Here is a 16,161-nt window from a genome sequence, read left to right as displayed (position 1 = left end):
CAATCCCGACCAAACGTTTGTTAATGACTACCATTCCAAGGATATTGCACCTGCTGATTGTGGAAGACAACGCTATTGCACTCAGGATGATTGAATCCACGGTCAGGCGTTCTGGCTGCACGCACGTTTCCGCCATGAGTGCGGAAGACGGCCTCGGACACCTGCAATCCAGTCGCTTTGACGGTGTACTCACTGATATCGGCCTTCCGGGGATTAGCGGTTATGAGTTTTGCACATTAATTCGTGCGAACTGGCAAATCCCCGTATTCGGCATAACCGCGCATTTGACACCTGACAGTGAGGCAAGTGCCAGAGCATCGGGCATGGCACAACTTCTCAAAAAGCCCTTTACACTGGCAGACATGGAGTCTCTCGCAGAGCGGCTTAATGCCGGCCTCCACCTTTAAATCAGTTTCTCCATTACGCCATCGCGAATACCATCAATGGGGTTCACCTTTTTTTCTGTGGCGGGATGCTCACCCGCCATTATCTCATCAAGGCTCACCACCTTATAACCGTGAGACTGATACATGTCGATAATATCACCCAGTGCGTGGCTGTTCAGCAAATTGGCATGAATCAATAAAATTTGTCGGCTCACGCCTGGATGTCGTTTAAAAGCATGCGCTTCTGCGCGTTCTGTCTGACGCCAGATGTAGGCAAGATAGCGCTTTTTTAGCGCTGGAAGATTGCGCTCTCGCGCGCGATACGCGATGGCGTAGAGTTGATTGTTAAAGATAAAATCCTTACTGTCCACCGTCACCGGCGCAATCGTGTAATCATGCTCCGACAGCCACGCATGCACAGACTCTCGCTTTTCACCTCGGCCTTCCGCAAGATATGGGTAGCGAAAATACTTGGGCGTTGTCATGATGGGGGTCAAAACGCTGTCAGCTTTAGAAACATCCGCAATGTATTTGTCAGCGGCCATGGTGCCAAGGCTCTTGTGTGACCAGGTATGATTGCCAAGGGTCATCCCGGCATTGCGAAACGCCTCCAGCAGCTCCCACTGCCCTTTTTCAATGCTGTTGGCAATAATAAATCCCGTTGCCGGCACATTCCTGTCTGTGAGCGATTGCAGCATTGCCATGAAGCGGTCATGCTCGCGCTGCAATTTTTTAGCATCGCCATTAGTGCTGCCGACAAACGGCAAATCATCGATGGTAATGGCAATTTCTCGTGTCTCTGCGAAGGCATGTCGCGCAAAAACCATCATGAAAACACAGAGCAACAGCGCAAGAATACGCTGATAATGTATGTGATTATCAATGCATTTAACGCGGGCCACCGTTCTCATGAGCACCTCTTGGCATTTATCCCTGCCTTAAGGCATGCAAGAGACGTGCCCTATACGCCGCCTGTAGCCTTCAATCGCTCTGCAAGCGCCTCAAGTGCTCCAGCTTCTTCTTTACGCAGGGTCAGCACTTCAAAGCCACTGGCCGTAACGAGAATGGTATGCTCCCATTGCGCAGAGAGCATTCTGTCGCGGGTTACGGCAATATCCCAGTTATCCTTGCGGATATGGCGCACTTCAGCACGCCCCTGGTTTATCATGGGTTCGATGGTGAAGGTCATTCCTTCGTGCAATGTACTGCCAACGCCCGGCTTGCCATAATGCAGTATCTGCGGCTCCTGGTGCATGGTATTTCCAATGCCATGGCCACAGTATTCACGAACTACCGAATAGTTGTTTTTTTCAGCAAATGACTGAATGGCATGCCCAATATCCCCAAGCGTGGCGCCTGGCTTCACCGCGAGAATACCGCGATAGAGGCATTCCTGTGTAACATCCACAAGGCGTCTGGCATGTGCTGAGGGGGTACCGATACAAAACATTCGACTGCTGTCACCGTAAAAGCCCTCGTGAATAACAGTAATATCGACATTCACGATATCCCCGCTCTTCAGGATTTGTTTCGCCGAAGGCATCCCGTGACAAATGACATGATTAACCGAGGTGTTAACCGAATAGGGATAACCATACTGCCCCTTGCTTCCTGGAATAGCGTTCAGAGTTTCGCGAATGTAGCGCTCGCAAAAGGTATCAATCTCAAGGGTGGTAATACCGGGACGAATAATGTCGTCAAGCGCCTCCAGTACACGTGCAGTCAACTGGCCGGCGGTGCGCATGCGCTCGATTTCTTCAGGGTTTTTTATACTTGCCATGAGGTTCATAATGCAGAAAAAAAATAATTTTACCGTATTTACACATTGACTACAAAGCGATTGTCTATCATTTTTGACCTGCATAAACATATGCCCTCTGAAAGCGTCTCGATATGAGGCTTCTTCGCTGAGCATTTCATGTTAAAGATTCATGGACGAATATACGGCTTTTATAAAAAAACATGGTTTGACAAACAGAGTGCCTCGTTCTACCGTAATAAATGTATCTGGCCAACAAGAAGGCTCGTATGCAAACCATCATTGTTACGGACTCCCCCGAAAGCTGGGAGTTTCTGGGAACTGATATTACCATCGCCCATGCTTCTGATTATTTGACCGGTAACACGTTTTCAGAAACAGCCGCCTTTCGCGTGGTTAACCTCTGTAAATCCTGCAGCCATCAGTCCGTAGGCTATTACGTCTCCCTGCTTGCCGAGGCTCGCGACCACAAGGCAGTGCCGACAGTTGATACCATACAGGATATTTTAAGCACCAGCCTCTCGCGGGTTATTTCCCAGGATATTGATGAAGAGATTCAAAACAGCCTTAATGACCTGCGCACAGACACCTTTGTTTTAAGTGTATATTTTGGCCAGAACATGGCAAAATGCCATGCCAATCTGGCTAAGAAGCTGCATGGCCTCTTCCCGGCTCCCCTGATGCGCTTTACGATGGAAAAGCGTAAACGCTGGCAGATAACCCAATGGCAGATTCTTTCCATTGATGACGTACCAGAACACCATCGTGACTTTCTACAGGAAGCGGCTTTAGCATGGCTCTCCCGCAAACGCTTTTATCTCCAGCGTAAAAAACAACGCTTTCACGATTTGGCCATTCTCATCGAACCGGGTGAGGCCGATGCGCCTTCTAATGCCAAAGCACTGGAGCGTTTTGCAGATGCCGGAGAATCGCTTGGATTAAACGTTGATTTTATTGAAAAAAATGATTTTAAGTCGATTGCCGAATACGATGCGCTCTTTATTCGAGCCACAACCTCGGTTAATCACTTTACCTACCGCATGGCGCGAACCGCAGCGCGTGAAAATCTTGTGGTGGTCGATGACCCGCAGTCTATTATTAAATGCGGAAATAAAGTCTATCTTGCTGAACTTTTGAAAAGTCACCAGATAAAAACACCCGAAACGCGCTTTATCAGTAAATTTGACAAGGAACTGCCTGCACTTTCCTTCCCCTGTGTGCTCAAAAAGCCCGATAGTGCATTCTCGCGTGGTGTTGTTAAAATTGAAGATACCAAAGCCTTGCAAAAAGCGCTGAATCAGTTTTTTAAAACCTCCGATTTAGTCCTCGTTCAGCCCTTCATTCCTACAGAATATGACTGGCGTATTGGAGTGCTTGATAACAAGCCGCTCTTTGCCTGCCGGTATTTTATGGCCCAAAACCACTGGCAAATCTACAACTGGGCAGTGGATGGCGGAGCTGGCGGCAACAGCGAGGCCATTGCACTTGCAGATGTCCCTCATGATGTGATGCGCGCCGCTGTCAAAAGCTCTAAACTGATTGGTGATGGTTTTTATGGAATAGATATCAAGCAGCATAACGGACAGTGCCACGTCATAGAAATCAACGATAATCCAAGCATTGATTACGGTGTGGAAGATGAGCTTCTGGGCGATGCACTTTACAAAGAAGTCATGCAATATTTTTTAGAGCGCATTCGCAGGAAACATGGCTACGCCTGAAAATAGCATGCAGGCACGTATTCTTCACTATTCTCAAATACCTGCGCCTGCAGCCTGCCATTGATCTTGTTATCATACAGGCAGGCAATAATCCTGATGAAGGGGTTTTAATTGATTAAAAAAGAAATACTCCTCTCGAGTATGGGTAATGCGATAGAATGGTTTGATTTTGGACTTTTCATCTTTATGGCACCAATAATCGGTGCAAAATTTTTTCCACATGCATCCTCTGGCAACGCAACCATTGAAGCGTTAATTGTGTTTGCTGCCGGTTTTCTTTGCCGACCGTTTGGCGGAATTATTTTTGGCTATTTTGGCGACACACGAGGCCGTGCGAAAACATTAAGAATTTCTGTCTTGATTATCACCATTACCACTTTTTTGGTGGGTATTATTCCCTCGTATGAAGACGCGGGTGTCATTGCAACAATACTCTTTATCCTGCTTCGTTTAATTCAGGGGATATCTATAGGTGGTGAATACAGTGGAATAATGATTTATCTTGCGGAATCAGCGCCTCAGAACAAACGCGGCGTAACTACAAGTTTTGCAGCAATTGGCGCAAATCTCGGATTCTTATCAGCTACTGCAACGCTAATGTTGCTTTACTTTTATTTCACGAAAGAAGTTATTGAAGACTGGGCATGGCGTGTGCCATTTTTGATAATAGGATTGCCAGGCTCATTAATCATTTATTATCGTTTTAAACTTGCGGAAACGCCCGTCTATGCAGCACTTGAAAAAAATCATCGCATTGAGTCTGTTCCGCTCATTGCCGCTTTAAAATTCGCACCGCGTCAATTACTGAAAATCTTAGGCCTCACCTGCATGGGAGCGACATTTTATTACGTTTTTTTTGGGTATATGCCTGCATACCTTGAGCGCTACCTGGGCTTTTCATCCATGAGCGCGTTAAGTATTGAAAGCCTGATGTTGATTGCCATGCTGTTTACAGTACCTTTGGCGGGAATATGCGGTGATTATTTTACCCGAAAAAAAATGCTGATATTAACCTCGGCGGCAACTGTCCTGCTGGTTTTACCCTGCTTTTATTTACTGCAGCTCAAGACGGTGTCATTCGTACTGCTGTCTTTGGCAATCGCTACTGTCCTAAGCTCACTGGATCAAGGAAACAGCCTGACAGCGATCGTTGAAAACTGTCCTGAGAACGTGCGCTATAGCGGCATAGCATTCTTTTTCAATCTTGGAAATGCGGTATTTGGAGGCAGTACACCGCTTGTCGTAACACTGCTGATAGAAAAGCAAGGCCTTGTCATGCCCGCGTATTATCTGATGTTCATGGCCTGCATCACGCTGGTAACGGCAACGACTCTACTTGGTAATAACCGCTATCTGGGGCCGCTTCGAACGCACACGAACCTAAAATAGAAGTACATATACAATAACATCGTTTAAAATGCAGCCCCTCCTTACCTTATGGCTAAATTATCTGCATATTTTCTATACAAAGCGATTTAATAACGGTAAAATACACTTCGTTTTTTTTACAGATTGAAATATGCCGTGCCATGACGACTAATGCTGAGTTAACGCGCCTTGTCATACGTAAAAAGTGCCTGTCTCTTGCACAGTCGGCACTGCAGCACGTGCATTTTCTGACAGAACCTGTTGAGGGTGTCCAGACGTCTGAGGTTGGTTATTATGCCTTTACCCTGATTGATGGATTAAGTCCGGCTTTGAAATTGTCGGCCAAAGCCACAGATATTGTACTGCCATCACTCTGGAACTACCTTGATGCCGCCTGCTTTATTGCCGCAGGACTTGAGGATTTGTGTAATGAAGAGCATCACCGAAAGTGGCAGTTGCGCATTCAGGGGGCGCTGAATATCTTTGCAGGCGTTCAGCTTCTTGTATTTTCTCTGAATCCCGCACTCATGGCGGCTCTCGGTCTTGCCGGCATGCCGGCTTTGCTGGGGAATCCCGCGTTTGTGATTGGGTGCGGCATTGATGTAATAACTGCTGGCATTGAATTTCATTATGCAGTAAAGGAAAGTGGCATTGAGGGATGGATGGAAGAACGACTGGATGAGTACGCGTTTGTTATGGAGCGTATGCACACGCTGCAACAGGAGAACGTACTCCTTGAATTAGATGCAGATTATGCGGAAATTCTCACAGAAAATACTGAAAAATTAGCAGCCCTTGAGCAACGCCTTGCCGATTTACACCGCGCGCTTCGCATTCGCTGCAAGGTGCACGCCAGTACCCTGACAGATGAAGCACTGAGAGCGCGCCTCGCAGATTGCATTGGAACGCCACTTGAGCTCCTTGAAACGGAGCCGCTGCTTCCCGAGGAGCTGGCGTTTGAAGAGGAAACGGTAAACGCGCTGAACGACGCTTTTAAAGAGGCGAGAGAAGAGCTTATTGTTCGCAGTCTTACATTCGTTGGCATGACTCTGATGGCCGCAGCCTCTCTCTCTCTGGTTGTGACCTGCCCCCCGGCCATTCCCATTCTGGGTTTTGCGATAACAGCCCTTGTTGCCGCTTTTTACCTTTATCGCCACCACAATGCCATCATCGCGACCGAGGAGAGTTCTTTCAGTTTCTTTTCAAGTAAAAAGGAAAATGTGCGTGCTAGTGCGTATGACATCCAATTTTCAAATTCACCTGAAAATAACGCGTTTTATCACCCTCAATAAAACCACGGGTCTGCACGACTTCGTACCAGTCGAGTTTACCGTGCGCCTTCGCGGCATGACTGACTGCATTATTGATGGCGTCTTCAATGCCGTGTTGTGACGTACCGACCAGTTCAATCACCTGATACACTTTGTCGCTCATGGGTTTCCTCCGTTGAAACGCTCATTGACAGTGCTTTTTGTGCCTTTGCACGCGCATCACGTATGTGCAGCGCTTCCTCAGAATCCGGCAACAACTGGGGTAAAAGACGGTCCCAATACGCTATGGCCGTTTCGTAATCATGGCGCAGGAACGCATCCATTGCAAGCAGCGATAACGCATTAGGTTCATCAGGCGTTTGTTGGAGTAACGCGCTTAAGCGATTCTTGCCGGATGTATCGAGTCGCTGACCCGCAAGCTGCCATTCACTGTGCACAAGATTAAGTAAAATACCATTGTCATCAGGCGCGAGATGCTGCGCTTTTTTAAACGCACGAACCGCTTTTTTATGCTCCCCTCCACTGGCATACAGGCGTCCCAGCAGATACCAGCCACGCGCACTGTTGGGATTTTGCGCGAGTACATTTTTTAGTTTTTGAATAACAGCGTCACGCCCGTCAAGGCGTCCCAGCAACTTTTCCACGCTGGCTTTTTCTGCGCGCATTTTGGCATCAATCAGCAAATCACGTGCACCGCCTACGTAATAATAAGCCCCAAAAAGTAACAGAGTAATAATAGCGCCAGAGGTAAATGCACGCATGCGCGAAAGCTTAAGCGGCGAAAGTGCCAGAGCGACTCCGGGAACAATGAGTATCAATAACCATAAAAAACGCAAATAGTCAGCAGGATGCATCGTCTGGTTGCCTCCTGAAATGGCGCATCACCATCCAAAACCCGGCGGTTAAAAACAGCAGGGGTCCCGTCCAGAGCAATGCGGTAACTGGATTAAACGGGGGCTTGAAACGAATAAAATCACCAAAGCGCGCGACAAGATAGTCAACTATCTGTGCATCACTCTCTCCGGCCTGCAGGTGTTCATAAACAACCTCGCGCAAATCTTCGGCAAAAGCGGAGTTGGAATCGGCCAAATCCTGATTCTGACAGACCAGACAGCGCAAGTCGCGAAGCAGTGAGACAAAACGCGCTTCCTCGGTGCTGTTCGCAAAGGCATAACGGGGCGAAGCCGTGGCACTCAACGTACAAAACATCAGCACGGCACTCATCAAAAGGATAAGTCGTTTCACGCTTCCCCCTCTTTTAGCAGTGACTCATAAACTGGCTGAAGTACATTTTGCCAGACAGCGGGGCTGAGGCTGCCTGTATGGCGATAACGTATGATGCCATTTCGGTCAGTCAGAAAAATCTCAGGCGCACCATAAACACCAAATTCAAGCGCAACACGGCCGCGGACATCAAACCCTGTTCGCAGAAAGGGATTACCAAATTGCGCCAGAAAACGGGTGGCGTCCTCACGGGTGTCTTTGTAGTTCAGTCCAAAAAGACGCACGCCATCCTGCGCGAGACGCAACAGTGTCGGCTGCTCATCCGCACAGGCGGCACACCAGCTTGCCCAAACCACAAGCAACGCTGGCGCGCCTCGTAACTCGTTCAGAGAAAGCGCGCTGTCAGTCTCAAGCAGGCCTGGCAGGGAAAAATCCGGTGCCGGCCTGTCAATGAGTACCGAGGGCAGATGTTTGGGATTAAGCGATAACCCCCTCCAGAAAAAAGCGCCAAGCAGGATAAAAAGCGTGAGCGGTAATGCCCAGAGCAGTCTTGACTTCATGCGACAGCCCTCCGGGTATAAAGCCTCCTGTCGGTCAACGCCACCAGTCCTCCGGCAAGCATCAAAAACCCTCCGCCCCAAATCCAGCGCACCAGCGGCTTCCAATACAGCCGAACCGCCCAGGCGTCATCCGGCAATGGCTCACCCAGTGCAATATACACATCTCGAAACGGCGTCACATCAATTGCCGCATCGGTCATCGGGGTCTCACCGACATCATAAATGCGTTTTTCAGGATAAATAACACGCGCATGCCTCCCCTTTTCAACAGAGAATATGGCTCGCGTGCCGTGATAGTTCGCGCCTTTTAATACGGATTCGCCAATAAAGCGTACGGTAAATCCAGCAACAGTTTCGCTGTCACCAGGCTTCATGCGCACATCACGTTCAAGACCAAAGGTCTGTGAAACAGTGATTCCAAGCGCACATACTGCAACCCCCATATGCGCGAGTGCCATGCCGGTAAAGCCCGCGCCAATGCGCCAGTTACCAAGGCTCTGGCGACGCATCAGGAGTGCTTTTATGGTGGTAAAAATCACCCAGAGCGCCAGTCCGGCACCGAGGAGTGCCGAGGGGTAATCACTAAACCCCGAAAAAGTCAGCAGAAACGGCGTCAGAAGTAGCGTCAGCAGTAACGGAGAACGAATCCGTTTAATTAACTGCGCTCTGGTATCACTGCCCCAGCGCAGATGAATTCCAACCCCCATGGCAAGGAGTGCCGGCATCATGAGTGGCACAAATACCGTATTAAAGTACGGAGCACCCACCGAGAGTTTGCCAAGATTCAAAGCGTCCACGAGCAGCGGGTAGAGCGTGCCCATCAGCACCGTCAGCATGCAGGCACTCATGATGACATTGTTAATCATCAACGCACTTTCGCGGGACAGCGGACTGGCGTTAACGGTAGACTTCAAAAGATGTCCACGAAGGGCAAAAAGTAACAGCGAGCCACCGGCCACCACTGTCAAAAAGAGCAGAATATAAATCCCGCGCGCCGGGTCACCTGCAAACGCGTGTACAGAGGTGAGTACCCCTGAGCGCACCAGAAATGTTCCAACAAGGCTCAGACAGAAGGCAACGATGGCGAGCAGCATGGTCCATGCACGAAACTCTCCCCGCTTTTCACTGACCATGGCAGAATGCATCAGCGCGGTTCCGACAAGCCACGGCATGAATGAGGCATTTTCCACCGGATCCCAAAACCACCAGCCGCCCCACCCAAGCTCACGATAGGCCCACCAGCTGCCAAGCGTAATGCCCGCTGTCAGAAAGCACCATGAGGCCAGTATCCACGGACGTGTCCAGCGAAACCACTCCGCTCGCACTTCCCCCTCCCAGAGGGCCGCAATGGCAAAGGCAAAGGGAACGGAAAATCCGACATATCCCATATACAGCATAGGGGGATGAAACAAAAAGCCCACATCCTGCAGCAACGGATTAAGATCGCGCCCAGCGCTTGAAACCATCGAAAAATCACGCGCAAACGGATTTGAAGTCAGCAACAAAAAAAGTAAAAAACCGGCGGTCAGCGCACTCAGAACAATTAACACCCGCCGGCGTATGGAGGATGGAAGCGACTTTGTGCTAAAAGCCACCATCAGCATCCAGAAGGCGAGAATACCGGCCCAGAGCAGCATCGAGCCTTCATGCCCGCCCCAAACGGCACAGGCCTTGTAAAACCAGGGCAGTGTTTTACTCGAGTGCGACACAACATACAGCACGCTGAAATCGTCCTGTAAAAATGCAACGGCAAGCAACATCAGCGCGAGCGCGATACTGCCTGCCTGTAAAAAGCTGAAGCGCGTACTGCTTTGTAACATGCCGTCATGCTGAAGACGCTCTCCCATCAAAGGTACGATTATTCCCATCAGCGCAAAAAAAAGTGCCAGAAGCATGGCTAAAACACCGAATTCAGCAATCATGCATTTCCCCTCTTTTTCAGCGAGGCGCGCACCTCAGGCGGCATATAGTTCGCATCGTGCTTGGCAAGCACTTCTGTCGCTTTAAAAAGGCCATCGGCTTCGAGCATGCCCTGGGCTACAATTCCCTGTCCTTCGCGAAACAGGTCAGGGAGAATCCCCTCATACGCCACACGCACCTTATAAACGCCATCTGTCAGGGTAAATCGCACCATGAGCGTGCCTGGCGTACGTTCCACAGACCCCTTCACCACCATGCCGCCAAGGCGTACTTTTTGATTAAGCGGCAGTTCATGGCGTGCAACCTGCTCGGGCGTATAAAAAAGATTAATGTTCTGACGGAGTGCATAAAGGACCAGACCAACCACTGCTGAGAGCAGCACAACCAGTATCAGTATCATCCAAAGTTTTCGTGAACGTACGGGCTTCATGCATCAACCCCTGTGCCAGTCTGCAAGACGCTTTCGCATCAGGCGCGCATGAGTGGTCGCGGTCAGCGTCAGGCCTGTGACAACCAGCGCCGCCAGCCCAAATGCCGGCCATACAAACGCACCATAGCCACCCATGGCAAGTTTTGTCGCAATATGGCTTATCATGCGCAACCCTTCCTGAACAGTTTTTGTACCCAGTCCATCTCACGTTCGCGCCATATGAGTTCCATACGGCCACGGTAAACAATGTGCCACAGCGAGAACAGGCTAAAACCTGCAAGGCTAATCAGCAGCGGATAGAGCATTGGCGCATCTATTTTGGGTTTGGTAAAGACACTGAGGGTCGCGCCCTGGTGCAGGCTGTTCCACCAATAAACGGAATAATGAATAATCGGTAAATCAACAAGTCCGGCCAGCACGAGTATAGCCATGAGGCGATCACCATCCCGTGGATTGCGACAGGCACTTCCTGTAGCAAGAATAGCGGCATAAAGAAGCAGCAGTACCAGTTCTGAGGTCAGGCGTGCATCCCACACCCACCATGTACCCCACATTGGCTTCCCCCAAATGCTGCCGGTCACGAGCGCCAGCAGCGCCATCCAAAAACCGGTCTGTGCGCAGAAACGAATCAAAAGACCGGCTATTTTAATGCGCCAGACCAGCAGCAGTACGCTGAGAAAAGCCATCCACGTGTAAATTCCCATGGACATAAAAGCGCTCGGCACATGGATATAGATAATTCGAAACGCATCACCCTGCTGATAATCCGGCGGAGCAAGGAACAGCCCCCAGAAAATTCCAGTCAGTAACAGACAAAAAGCCACTGTTCCGAGAGGAAAAAGCAGACGTCCTGTCAGACGGTAGAAAGACTTTGGTGAAGCCAGTTGATATAAATAAAACCACATGGGCAACGAATCAGTCAGAAAAATGCCCTGATTCTACCACGCATCAGCCGGCAACGCGAACACGTAATGCACCTGCAATGGCAAACGGCAGCAGTATGATGGCCAAAAGCGAGGCTGCAAGCAGCAATGCGAGCAGTCCACTCACGGCTTGTCCTGCAATTGCCGCACTGACGGCTCCGCTTCCAAAAATCATGACAGGAACGGCAAGTGGCAGTACAACAAGCGCCATCAGCATGCCCCGCTGGCGAACGCCAAGGCTGAAGGCCGCGGTGAGTGCGCATAAAAGCGCAAGAGCGGGTGTTGCACACACAAGGGATGCCGCAAGGACAAGCGTTTCAAACCTGTTAAACCCAAAAAACACGCCTATAAGCGGCGTTAACAGAAGTAACGGGAGAAGCGTGGAGAGCCAGTGCACGAGCAGGCGCGCTCCAGCCAGAAGGTAGAGTGGATAGCCGCTTAAAATCCACTGCTCAAGATGCCCGTCTTCAAAATCTTCCACAAAAAGGCGCTCAGACTGCAGCATAAAGGCAAAGAGCGTTGCTATCCAGAAAAGTCCAGGTGCTGTTGTCCGTATGTGAGCGCTGTCTGCCGGCAGTGTCAGCGCAAAAAACACTGGCACCATTATGAAGAAGAGACTTGCGTTTAAGAGATGTCGAAATTCGCGCCATACCAGCAGCAGGTCACGCATACACTGACGCCAGAAGAGTGATATCACAGCAGATACTCCCTGAAAGGCACTAATGGCAGCGGCTGGTGCGAAGTCAGCACCACCATCCCCCCCCTCTCCTGGTGGACTTTAAGGTGTTCGGCAAAGTGCTCAATGCCTTCCGCATCAAGTGCATTCAAGGGTTCATCGAGCAGCCACAGCGTGGCGTTTGACAACAGGAGTGCAGTGAGCGCAAGACGCCGCTGCTGCCCTTCTGACAACAGCCCCGCCGGCATGTCCGCGACATTCATAAGACCGGTTTCTGTCAGCGCCGTTTCAATGCTGCACCCGCTAAACGACTGTCGCAGTAAAAAACGGCAGTGCTCACGCGGGGTCAGCGCGGGATGAACGGCATTTCGGTGTCCGATAAAACAAAGGCGCGCAAAATGTGCCGCGAGATTCTTTTGGATATCACGCCCATCAAAACGCACGCTGCCTGAATCTGGCGCTAAAAGACCTGCAAGGATACGCAGGAGTGTCGTCTTGCCCCGACCGTTACCTGCGCGAAGATGCAGAATGTCCCCGGGCTTTAACGCGAGGCTGACGCCCCGAAGCAGAGGCGTGTGTGCATACCCAAAGCTCAGGGGACCTGCTTCCAACATACATTGCTCTCCAGTGATGACACGAAGGGTAACGCCTTCAGCCGTGTTTTACAAGTTAACCCCTTGCGACAGCGACCATTGCAGCAGATAATTGAGGCTCTTATCTAAAGGATTCAACCATGGATTTTCTCGCTCAATACGGTCTTTTTTTCTTAAAGGCATTTACCCTTGTCATCGCCCTTCTGCTGCTTTTTGCAGGAATTGCTGCCTTAAGCAGAAAATCAACGCAAACACTTGATATTCGTCCGCTTAATGACAGCTTTGACGCGCTTAGAAAACGCCTTTACAAAACGGTTCATGGTAAAAAGCTGCGCATTAAACGTGATAAATCTGAAACGCGCCCGGCGGTATTTGTCATTGACTTTAAGGGCGACATTAAAGCTTCTCAAGTGGAGGCGCTGCGCGAAGAAATCAGCGCGGTTCTTGCCGTTGCAGGCCCAAAGGATGAAGTGATGGTGCGTCTGGAAAGCCCTGGCGGCATGGTGAGTGGCTACGGGCTTGCGGCCTCACAGCTCGCGCGCCTTCGCGAGCGTAATATTCCGCTGACTGTCTGCATTGACCGGGTTGCGGCAAGTGGCGGCTATCTGATGGCAGCGGTTGCTAACAAGGTTATCGCCGCTCCGTTTGCAATTGTGGGTTCCATCGGTGTAGTAGCGCAGCTTCCTAATTTTCACCGCTGGCTGAAAGAGCGCAATATTGATGTCGAGCTCATCACTGCCGGCGAATATAAACGCACCTTAACGGTCTTTGGCGAAAACACGGAAAAGGGGCGTAAAAAATTCCAGGACGATTTGGAAAAAATTCACCATGCCTTTAGAGATTACGTCCTGTCGATGCGGGGCAGCGTCAACATTAAGGAAGTCGCAACCGGCGAGCACTGGCTCGCGAGTGACGCAATGGCACTCGGCCTTGTGGATGCCCTGCAAACCAGTGACGACTGGCTTTTAGAAAAACTCAAAACTGCGAATGGTTTCAGCATATGCCGCGAAATCAGACAGCCTCTGCTCACACGCCTGTTACGCCCCGCGATGCAGGTATTGCACTTTCCAGGCAATTTTTAAAATTTGTGCCTATAATCAGGAGTGAACGCGCAACCGGAGGGCGCCATGAGTGACTTAAAATCCAAATTGCCAGATTTCCAGGAATTGACATCAATGACCATGAAACTCTTTGGCGATGTCAAGAAGAGTGTTTGTGAAATCGTGGACGATTATAAGCAAAAACGTGCCGAAGAAGCGAAAGCGTCAGGTGCCGCGGAAGAAAAAACCACTGAAATTCACGAAGACGTCAGTACGGAAAAACCGGTTAAAAAAACTTCGACCAGGAAAAAAGCCGACAAGGATGAAGGCGCTGAAGTTTAAGCTTTGAGCATCACAGCAACTGCCTTGAGTCAAAAAACTTAAGGAGGCTGTCTTTTTCTGAATAAAGCATTGTATTTAATGGCTTTTGGTAGGCTGGGCTGAGCATCGCGAAGCCCGGCATCGGCTATCACCGGCCTTGGGGAGCAATGGAGCTGCCAACCGACTTCAGGCTTTTCTGTTGTTCTTAATGGTATTAACTCACCACGCTTTACCTCATCTTGCAAGATTGCCCAAAAGGATAAAACATTATGTTAGCTAAATGCTCCGTTTTTATTGCCACCAGTCTTGATGGCTTTATTGCCAGAGAGGATGGTGCCATTGATTGGTTGATGAAAGCAAATACTCTTGCGCCACCCGGTGAGGATGGTGGCTATAAAGCATTCATATCCACAGTAGATGGACTTATTATGGGAAGGCATTCATTTGAGAAAGCATTATCGTTTGACCCTTGGCCATATGGTGAACTTCCAGTAGTGGTAATGAGTAGCCAACCAATTAAAATACCTAATCACATAAAAAACTGTGTCTCAACATCTTCAGAAACACCTGCAGAGCTAGTTAAGAGGTTAACAAATGAAGGGTTTAAACATCTTTATATTGATGGTGGCATTACCATTCAGAACTTTATTGCAGGTAATCTGATTAATGAATTAACAATAACACTTGTTCCGGTTTTGTTAGGCTCTGGTCGATTATTATTTGGAGCATTGGCACATGATGTTGAATTAAATCATATTACAACGCATACATTTGATGGTGGCTTTGTTCAAGTTAAATACAAAATTGATGCAGCTGACTTATTGGAGACAAAAAATGACTAAGTTTGATGGTGGATGTTTGTGTAACGCTACTACCTATATCGCTAAAGGTGCACCATATAACCCGCATTTATGCTCATGCACTATGTGCCAAAAATCTTCTGGTGCACCAACAGTTGCTTGGGTTGAGTTTCCTTTAGAAGATTTTGAATGGACAGGAAATAATCCTGCTTTATATCAATCTTCTGAAGTTACCCAACGATGTTTCTGTCAAAATTGCGGTGGTTTACTGGCGACCCTTAACAAAGGCTACTCAAATATCTGTATAACTATTGCCTCATTAAACAACCCCAATCAGATCACTCCGAATGAACAACATAGTTACAGGGAAAGTGCACCTAACTGGTGGATACCCCATATTGTAAAACAAAATTCGTTACCTTAAGTCGGTTGGCAGCTCCATTGCTCCCCAAGCCCGATCGCCGTAAGCCGGATATGTAAACGTGCATCCATCCCTGGACTTATCCGCCCAGGTTATGTCGCTAATCGGTTTACATCATGAAACAAAGACATCTCCTAATCAAATGCAGTTAATAAATTGTTCACTTGAACTGAATACACATCAATAAAATCCCTTTTCTCTGCTCCGATTTTTTGATAAAAATTTTGTCCTCGCAGATTGTCTTTCATGCACCAGACATTTAAACGACCAATATTTTTATCCTGGGCTATCAAAGCAAGTTGATACATTAAATTAAAACCAATTTTGGCATTTCTAAATTCTGGACTTATATACAAATCATCAACCTGTATCATCGGGCTCACGTTAAAAGCCCTGTTGATATTGGCAAACGTATAAAGACAAAATCCCAGCAATTTTTCGTGACTATCAGCAGCCACTAAACAATTCCAATCGGCATTAAGGCCAAATAATTCTCTTTCTAAACGTTCTCTTGTTAGTTTAAAACGCTCAAAAGAACCTTCATATTTTACTAAATCCACCAACATGTTAAATAATTGATCCAGATCATCAACTCTCACAGTTCGGATTGTATAATCAATAGTACCTTTAACCATGTACTCCTCTTATAACTCATGTTTGAACAATACGTATTAAGCGTAATATCGCTCTGCATGCCGCTGGGTTCATATTGGCGCATCGCGCAGGAGAATGGAGGCCAGGAAAACCA

General features: G+C 48.7%; 21 protein-coding genes. 8 read left to right on the top strand and 13 right to left on the bottom strand.

Annotated elements, in window-relative coordinates; all coding sequences use genetic code 11:
• Positions 1 to 23 precede the first annotated feature (23 nt).
• Positions 24 to 407: a response regulator gene (locus tag E4T54_RS00465; RefSeq protein WP_035903660.1), complete on the top strand. Its 384-nt coding sequence runs from the start codon at positions 24 to 26 to the stop codon at positions 405 to 407.
• Here E4T54_RS00465 and E4T54_RS00460 read toward each other — a convergent pair.
• Positions 404 to 1,297 (bottom strand): polysaccharide deacetylase family protein, encoded by an 894-nt coding sequence (locus E4T54_RS00460; protein ID WP_051551035.1) that lies wholly within the window; start codon positions 1,295 to 1,297, stop codon positions 404 to 406. The genes E4T54_RS00465 and E4T54_RS00460 overlap by 4 nt on opposite strands.
• A gap of 50 nt (positions 1,298 to 1,347) precedes the next feature.
• The gene (gene map / locus E4T54_RS00455; protein ID WP_425324513.1) at positions 1,348 to 2,166 is read right to left on the bottom strand and encodes a type I methionyl aminopeptidase; all 819 of its coding nucleotides are present in this window, start codon (positions 2,164 to 2,166) and stop codon (positions 1,348 to 1,350) included.
• A 248-nt stretch (positions 2,167 to 2,414) separates the two neighbouring features.
• Between map and E4T54_RS00450 the strand changes: the two genes are divergently transcribed.
• The 3 genes from E4T54_RS00450 (at position 2,415) to E4T54_RS00440 (ending at position 6,526) form a co-directional block, all read left to right on the top strand.
• Positions 2,415 to 3,866, top strand: a complete 1,452-nt coding sequence (locus tag E4T54_RS00450) for a RimK family protein (RefSeq protein ID WP_028387215.1) — start codon at positions 2,415 to 2,417, stop codon at positions 3,864 to 3,866.
• A gap of 111 nt (positions 3,867 to 3,977) precedes the next feature.
• Entirely contained in the window at positions 3,978 to 5,255 is a 1,278-nt protein-coding gene (locus tag E4T54_RS00445) for an MFS transporter (protein ID WP_028387214.1), read from the top strand.
• 140 nt (positions 5,256 to 5,395) lie between these two features.
• Positions 5,396 to 6,526, top strand: coding sequence for a hypothetical protein (locus E4T54_RS00440; protein ID WP_028387213.1), 1,131 nt, complete (start codon positions 5,396 to 5,398; stop codon positions 6,524 to 6,526).
• On the opposite strand, the gene E4T54_RS00435 is transcribed toward E4T54_RS00440, so the two are convergent.
• From E4T54_RS00435 to ccmA, 10 genes are read right to left on the bottom strand one after another with little or no spacing between them, the layout of a single operon-like run.
• A complete protein-coding gene (locus tag E4T54_RS00435) occupies positions 6,462 to 6,668 on the bottom strand; it encodes a dodecin (protein WP_081776811.1) in 207 nt (68 codons plus the stop codon). The two genes, E4T54_RS00440 and E4T54_RS00435, sit on opposite strands and share 65 nt — an antisense overlap.
• Complete coding sequence (locus E4T54_RS00430; RefSeq protein ID WP_051551034.1) at positions 6,640 to 7,359, bottom strand: tetratricopeptide repeat protein; 720 nt, start codon at positions 7,357 to 7,359, stop codon at positions 6,640 to 6,642. The genes E4T54_RS00435 and E4T54_RS00430 overlap by 29 nt, the downstream gene beginning before the upstream one ends.
• Positions 7,346 to 7,750 carry a cytochrome c-type biogenesis protein gene (locus E4T54_RS00425; RefSeq protein ID WP_028387212.1) on the bottom strand — a complete coding sequence of 135 codons (405 nt, stop codon included), beginning with the start codon at positions 7,748 to 7,750 and terminating at the stop codon, positions 7,346 to 7,348. The genes E4T54_RS00430 and E4T54_RS00425 overlap by 14 nt, the downstream gene beginning before the upstream one ends.
• The gene (locus E4T54_RS00420; RefSeq protein WP_028387211.1) at positions 7,747 to 8,289 is read right to left on the bottom strand and encodes a DsbE family thiol:disulfide interchange protein; all 543 of its coding nucleotides are present in this window, start codon (positions 8,287 to 8,289) and stop codon (positions 7,747 to 7,749) included. The genes E4T54_RS00425 and E4T54_RS00420 overlap by 4 nt, the downstream gene beginning before the upstream one ends.
• Positions 8,286 to 10,211 (bottom strand): heme lyase CcmF/NrfE family subunit, encoded by a 1,926-nt coding sequence (locus tag E4T54_RS00415; RefSeq protein WP_028387210.1) that lies wholly within the window; start codon positions 10,209 to 10,211, stop codon positions 8,286 to 8,288. The genes E4T54_RS00420 and E4T54_RS00415 overlap by 4 nt, the downstream gene beginning before the upstream one ends.
• Positions 10,208 to 10,639 (bottom strand): cytochrome c maturation protein CcmE, encoded by a 432-nt coding sequence (ccmE, locus tag E4T54_RS00410; protein WP_028387209.1) that lies wholly within the window; start codon positions 10,637 to 10,639, stop codon positions 10,208 to 10,210. Before ccmE ends, E4T54_RS00415 begins: the two co-directional genes overlap by 4 nt.
• A 3-nt stretch (positions 10,640 to 10,642) precedes the next feature.
• Positions 10,643 to 10,804, bottom strand: coding sequence for a heme exporter protein CcmD (gene ccmD, locus E4T54_RS00405; protein WP_065230333.1), 162 nt, complete (start codon positions 10,802 to 10,804; stop codon positions 10,643 to 10,645).
• Complete coding sequence (gene ccmC, locus E4T54_RS00400; protein ID WP_028387208.1) at positions 10,801 to 11,544, bottom strand: heme ABC transporter permease CcmC; 744 nt, start codon at positions 11,542 to 11,544, stop codon at positions 10,801 to 10,803. The genes ccmD and ccmC overlap by 4 nt, the downstream gene beginning before the upstream one ends.
• A 43-nt stretch (positions 11,545 to 11,587) precedes the next feature.
• Positions 11,588 to 12,232: a heme exporter protein CcmB gene (ccmB, locus tag E4T54_RS00395; RefSeq protein WP_051551033.1), complete on the bottom strand. Its 645-nt coding sequence runs from the start codon at positions 12,230 to 12,232 to the stop codon at positions 11,588 to 11,590.
• A gap of 23 nt (positions 12,233 to 12,255) precedes the next feature.
• Complete coding sequence (ccmA, locus tag E4T54_RS00390) at positions 12,256 to 12,852, bottom strand: cytochrome c biogenesis heme-transporting ATPase CcmA (protein ID WP_028387206.1); 597 nt, start codon at positions 12,850 to 12,852, stop codon at positions 12,256 to 12,258.
• Between the two features lie 119 nt (positions 12,853 to 12,971).
• Between ccmA and sohB the strand changes: the two genes are divergently transcribed.
• The 4 genes from sohB (at position 12,972) to E4T54_RS00370 (ending at position 15,416) form a co-directional block, all read left to right on the top strand.
• Complete coding sequence (gene sohB, locus E4T54_RS00385) at positions 12,972 to 13,913, top strand: protease SohB (RefSeq protein ID WP_028387205.1); 942 nt, start codon at positions 12,972 to 12,974, stop codon at positions 13,911 to 13,913.
• A gap of 45 nt (positions 13,914 to 13,958) precedes the next feature.
• Positions 13,959 to 14,213, top strand: a complete 255-nt coding sequence (locus E4T54_RS00380) for a hypothetical protein (protein ID WP_028387204.1) — start codon at positions 13,959 to 13,961, stop codon at positions 14,211 to 14,213.
• Between the two features lie 248 nt (positions 14,214 to 14,461).
• A complete protein-coding gene (locus tag E4T54_RS00375) occupies positions 14,462 to 15,034 on the top strand; it encodes a dihydrofolate reductase family protein (protein ID WP_028387203.1) in 573 nt (190 codons plus the stop codon).
• Positions 15,027 to 15,416: a GFA family protein gene (locus tag E4T54_RS00370; protein ID WP_162150898.1), complete on the top strand. Its 390-nt coding sequence runs from the start codon at positions 15,027 to 15,029 to the stop codon at positions 15,414 to 15,416. Before E4T54_RS00375 ends, E4T54_RS00370 begins: the two co-directional genes overlap by 8 nt.
• Positions 15,417 to 15,547: 131 nt before the next feature.
• Here E4T54_RS00370 and E4T54_RS00365 read toward each other — a convergent pair whose 3' ends face one another.
• Complete coding sequence (locus tag E4T54_RS00365; protein ID WP_051551032.1) at positions 15,548 to 16,048, bottom strand: GNAT family N-acetyltransferase; 501 nt, start codon at positions 16,046 to 16,048, stop codon at positions 15,548 to 15,550.
• Between the last annotated feature and the right edge of the window lie 113 nt (positions 16,049 to 16,161).

Source organism: Legionella geestiana (assembly GCF_004571195.1).
In the GTDB taxonomy this organism is placed as follows: domain Bacteria; phylum Pseudomonadota; class Gammaproteobacteria; order Legionellales; family Legionellaceae; genus Legionella_B; species Legionella_B geestiana.
Note: the sequence above shows the minus strand (reverse complement) of the source record. Positions and strands in the feature narration are given on the sequence as shown.

Coding starts and splice junctions, on each gene's coding strand:
- E4T54_RS00465 (WP_035903660.1), top strand. CDS start 24: ATGACTACCATTCCAAGGATATTGCACCTGCTGATTGTGGAAGACAAC.
- E4T54_RS00460 (WP_051551035.1), bottom strand. CDS start 1,297: ATGAGAACGGTGGCCCGCGTTAAATGCATTGATAATCACATACATTAT.
- map (WP_425324513.1), bottom strand. CDS start 2,166: ATGGCAAGTATAAAAAACCCTGAAGAAATCGAGCGCATGCGCACCGCC.
- E4T54_RS00450 (WP_028387215.1), top strand. CDS start 2,415: ATGCAAACCATCATTGTTACGGACTCCCCCGAAAGCTGGGAGTTTCTG.
- E4T54_RS00440 (WP_028387213.1), top strand. CDS start 5,396: ATGACGACTAATGCTGAGTTAACGCGCCTTGTCATACGTAAAAAGTGC.
- E4T54_RS00435 (WP_081776811.1), bottom strand. CDS start 6,668: ATGAGCGACAAAGTGTATCAGGTGATTGAACTGGTCGGTACGTCACAA.
- E4T54_RS00430 (WP_051551034.1), bottom strand. CDS start 7,359: ATGCATCCTGCTGACTATTTGCGTTTTTTATGGTTATTGATACTCATT.
- E4T54_RS00420 (WP_028387211.1), bottom strand. CDS start 8,289: ATGAAGTCAAGACTGCTCTGGGCATTACCGCTCACGCTTTTTATCCTG.
- E4T54_RS00415 (WP_028387210.1), bottom strand. CDS start 10,211: ATGATTGCTGAATTCGGTGTTTTAGCCATGCTTCTGGCACTTTTTTTT.
- ccmE (WP_028387209.1), bottom strand. CDS start 10,639: ATGAAGCCCGTACGTTCACGAAAACTTTGGATGATACTGATACTGGTT.
- ccmD (WP_065230333.1), bottom strand. CDS start 10,804: ATGATAAGCCATATTGCGACAAAACTTGCCATGGGTGGCTATGGTGCG.
- ccmC (WP_028387208.1), bottom strand. CDS start 11,544: ATGTGGTTTTATTTATATCAACTGGCTTCACCAAAGTCTTTCTACCGT.
- ccmB (WP_051551033.1), bottom strand. CDS start 12,232: ATGCGTGACCTGCTGCTGGTATGGCGCGAATTTCGACATCTCTTAAAC.
- ccmA (WP_028387206.1), bottom strand. CDS start 12,852: ATGTTGGAAGCAGGTCCCCTGAGCTTTGGGTATGCACACACGCCTCTG.
- sohB (WP_028387205.1), top strand. CDS start 12,972: ATGGATTTTCTCGCTCAATACGGTCTTTTTTTCTTAAAGGCATTTACC.
- E4T54_RS00380 (WP_028387204.1), top strand. CDS start 13,959: ATGAGTGACTTAAAATCCAAATTGCCAGATTTCCAGGAATTGACATCA.
- E4T54_RS00375 (WP_028387203.1), top strand. CDS start 14,462: ATGTTAGCTAAATGCTCCGTTTTTATTGCCACCAGTCTTGATGGCTTT.
- E4T54_RS00370 (WP_162150898.1), top strand. CDS start 15,027: ATGACTAAGTTTGATGGTGGATGTTTGTGTAACGCTACTACCTATATC.
- E4T54_RS00365 (WP_051551032.1), bottom strand. CDS start 16,048: ATGGTTAAAGGTACTATTGATTATACAATCCGAACTGTGAGAGTTGAT.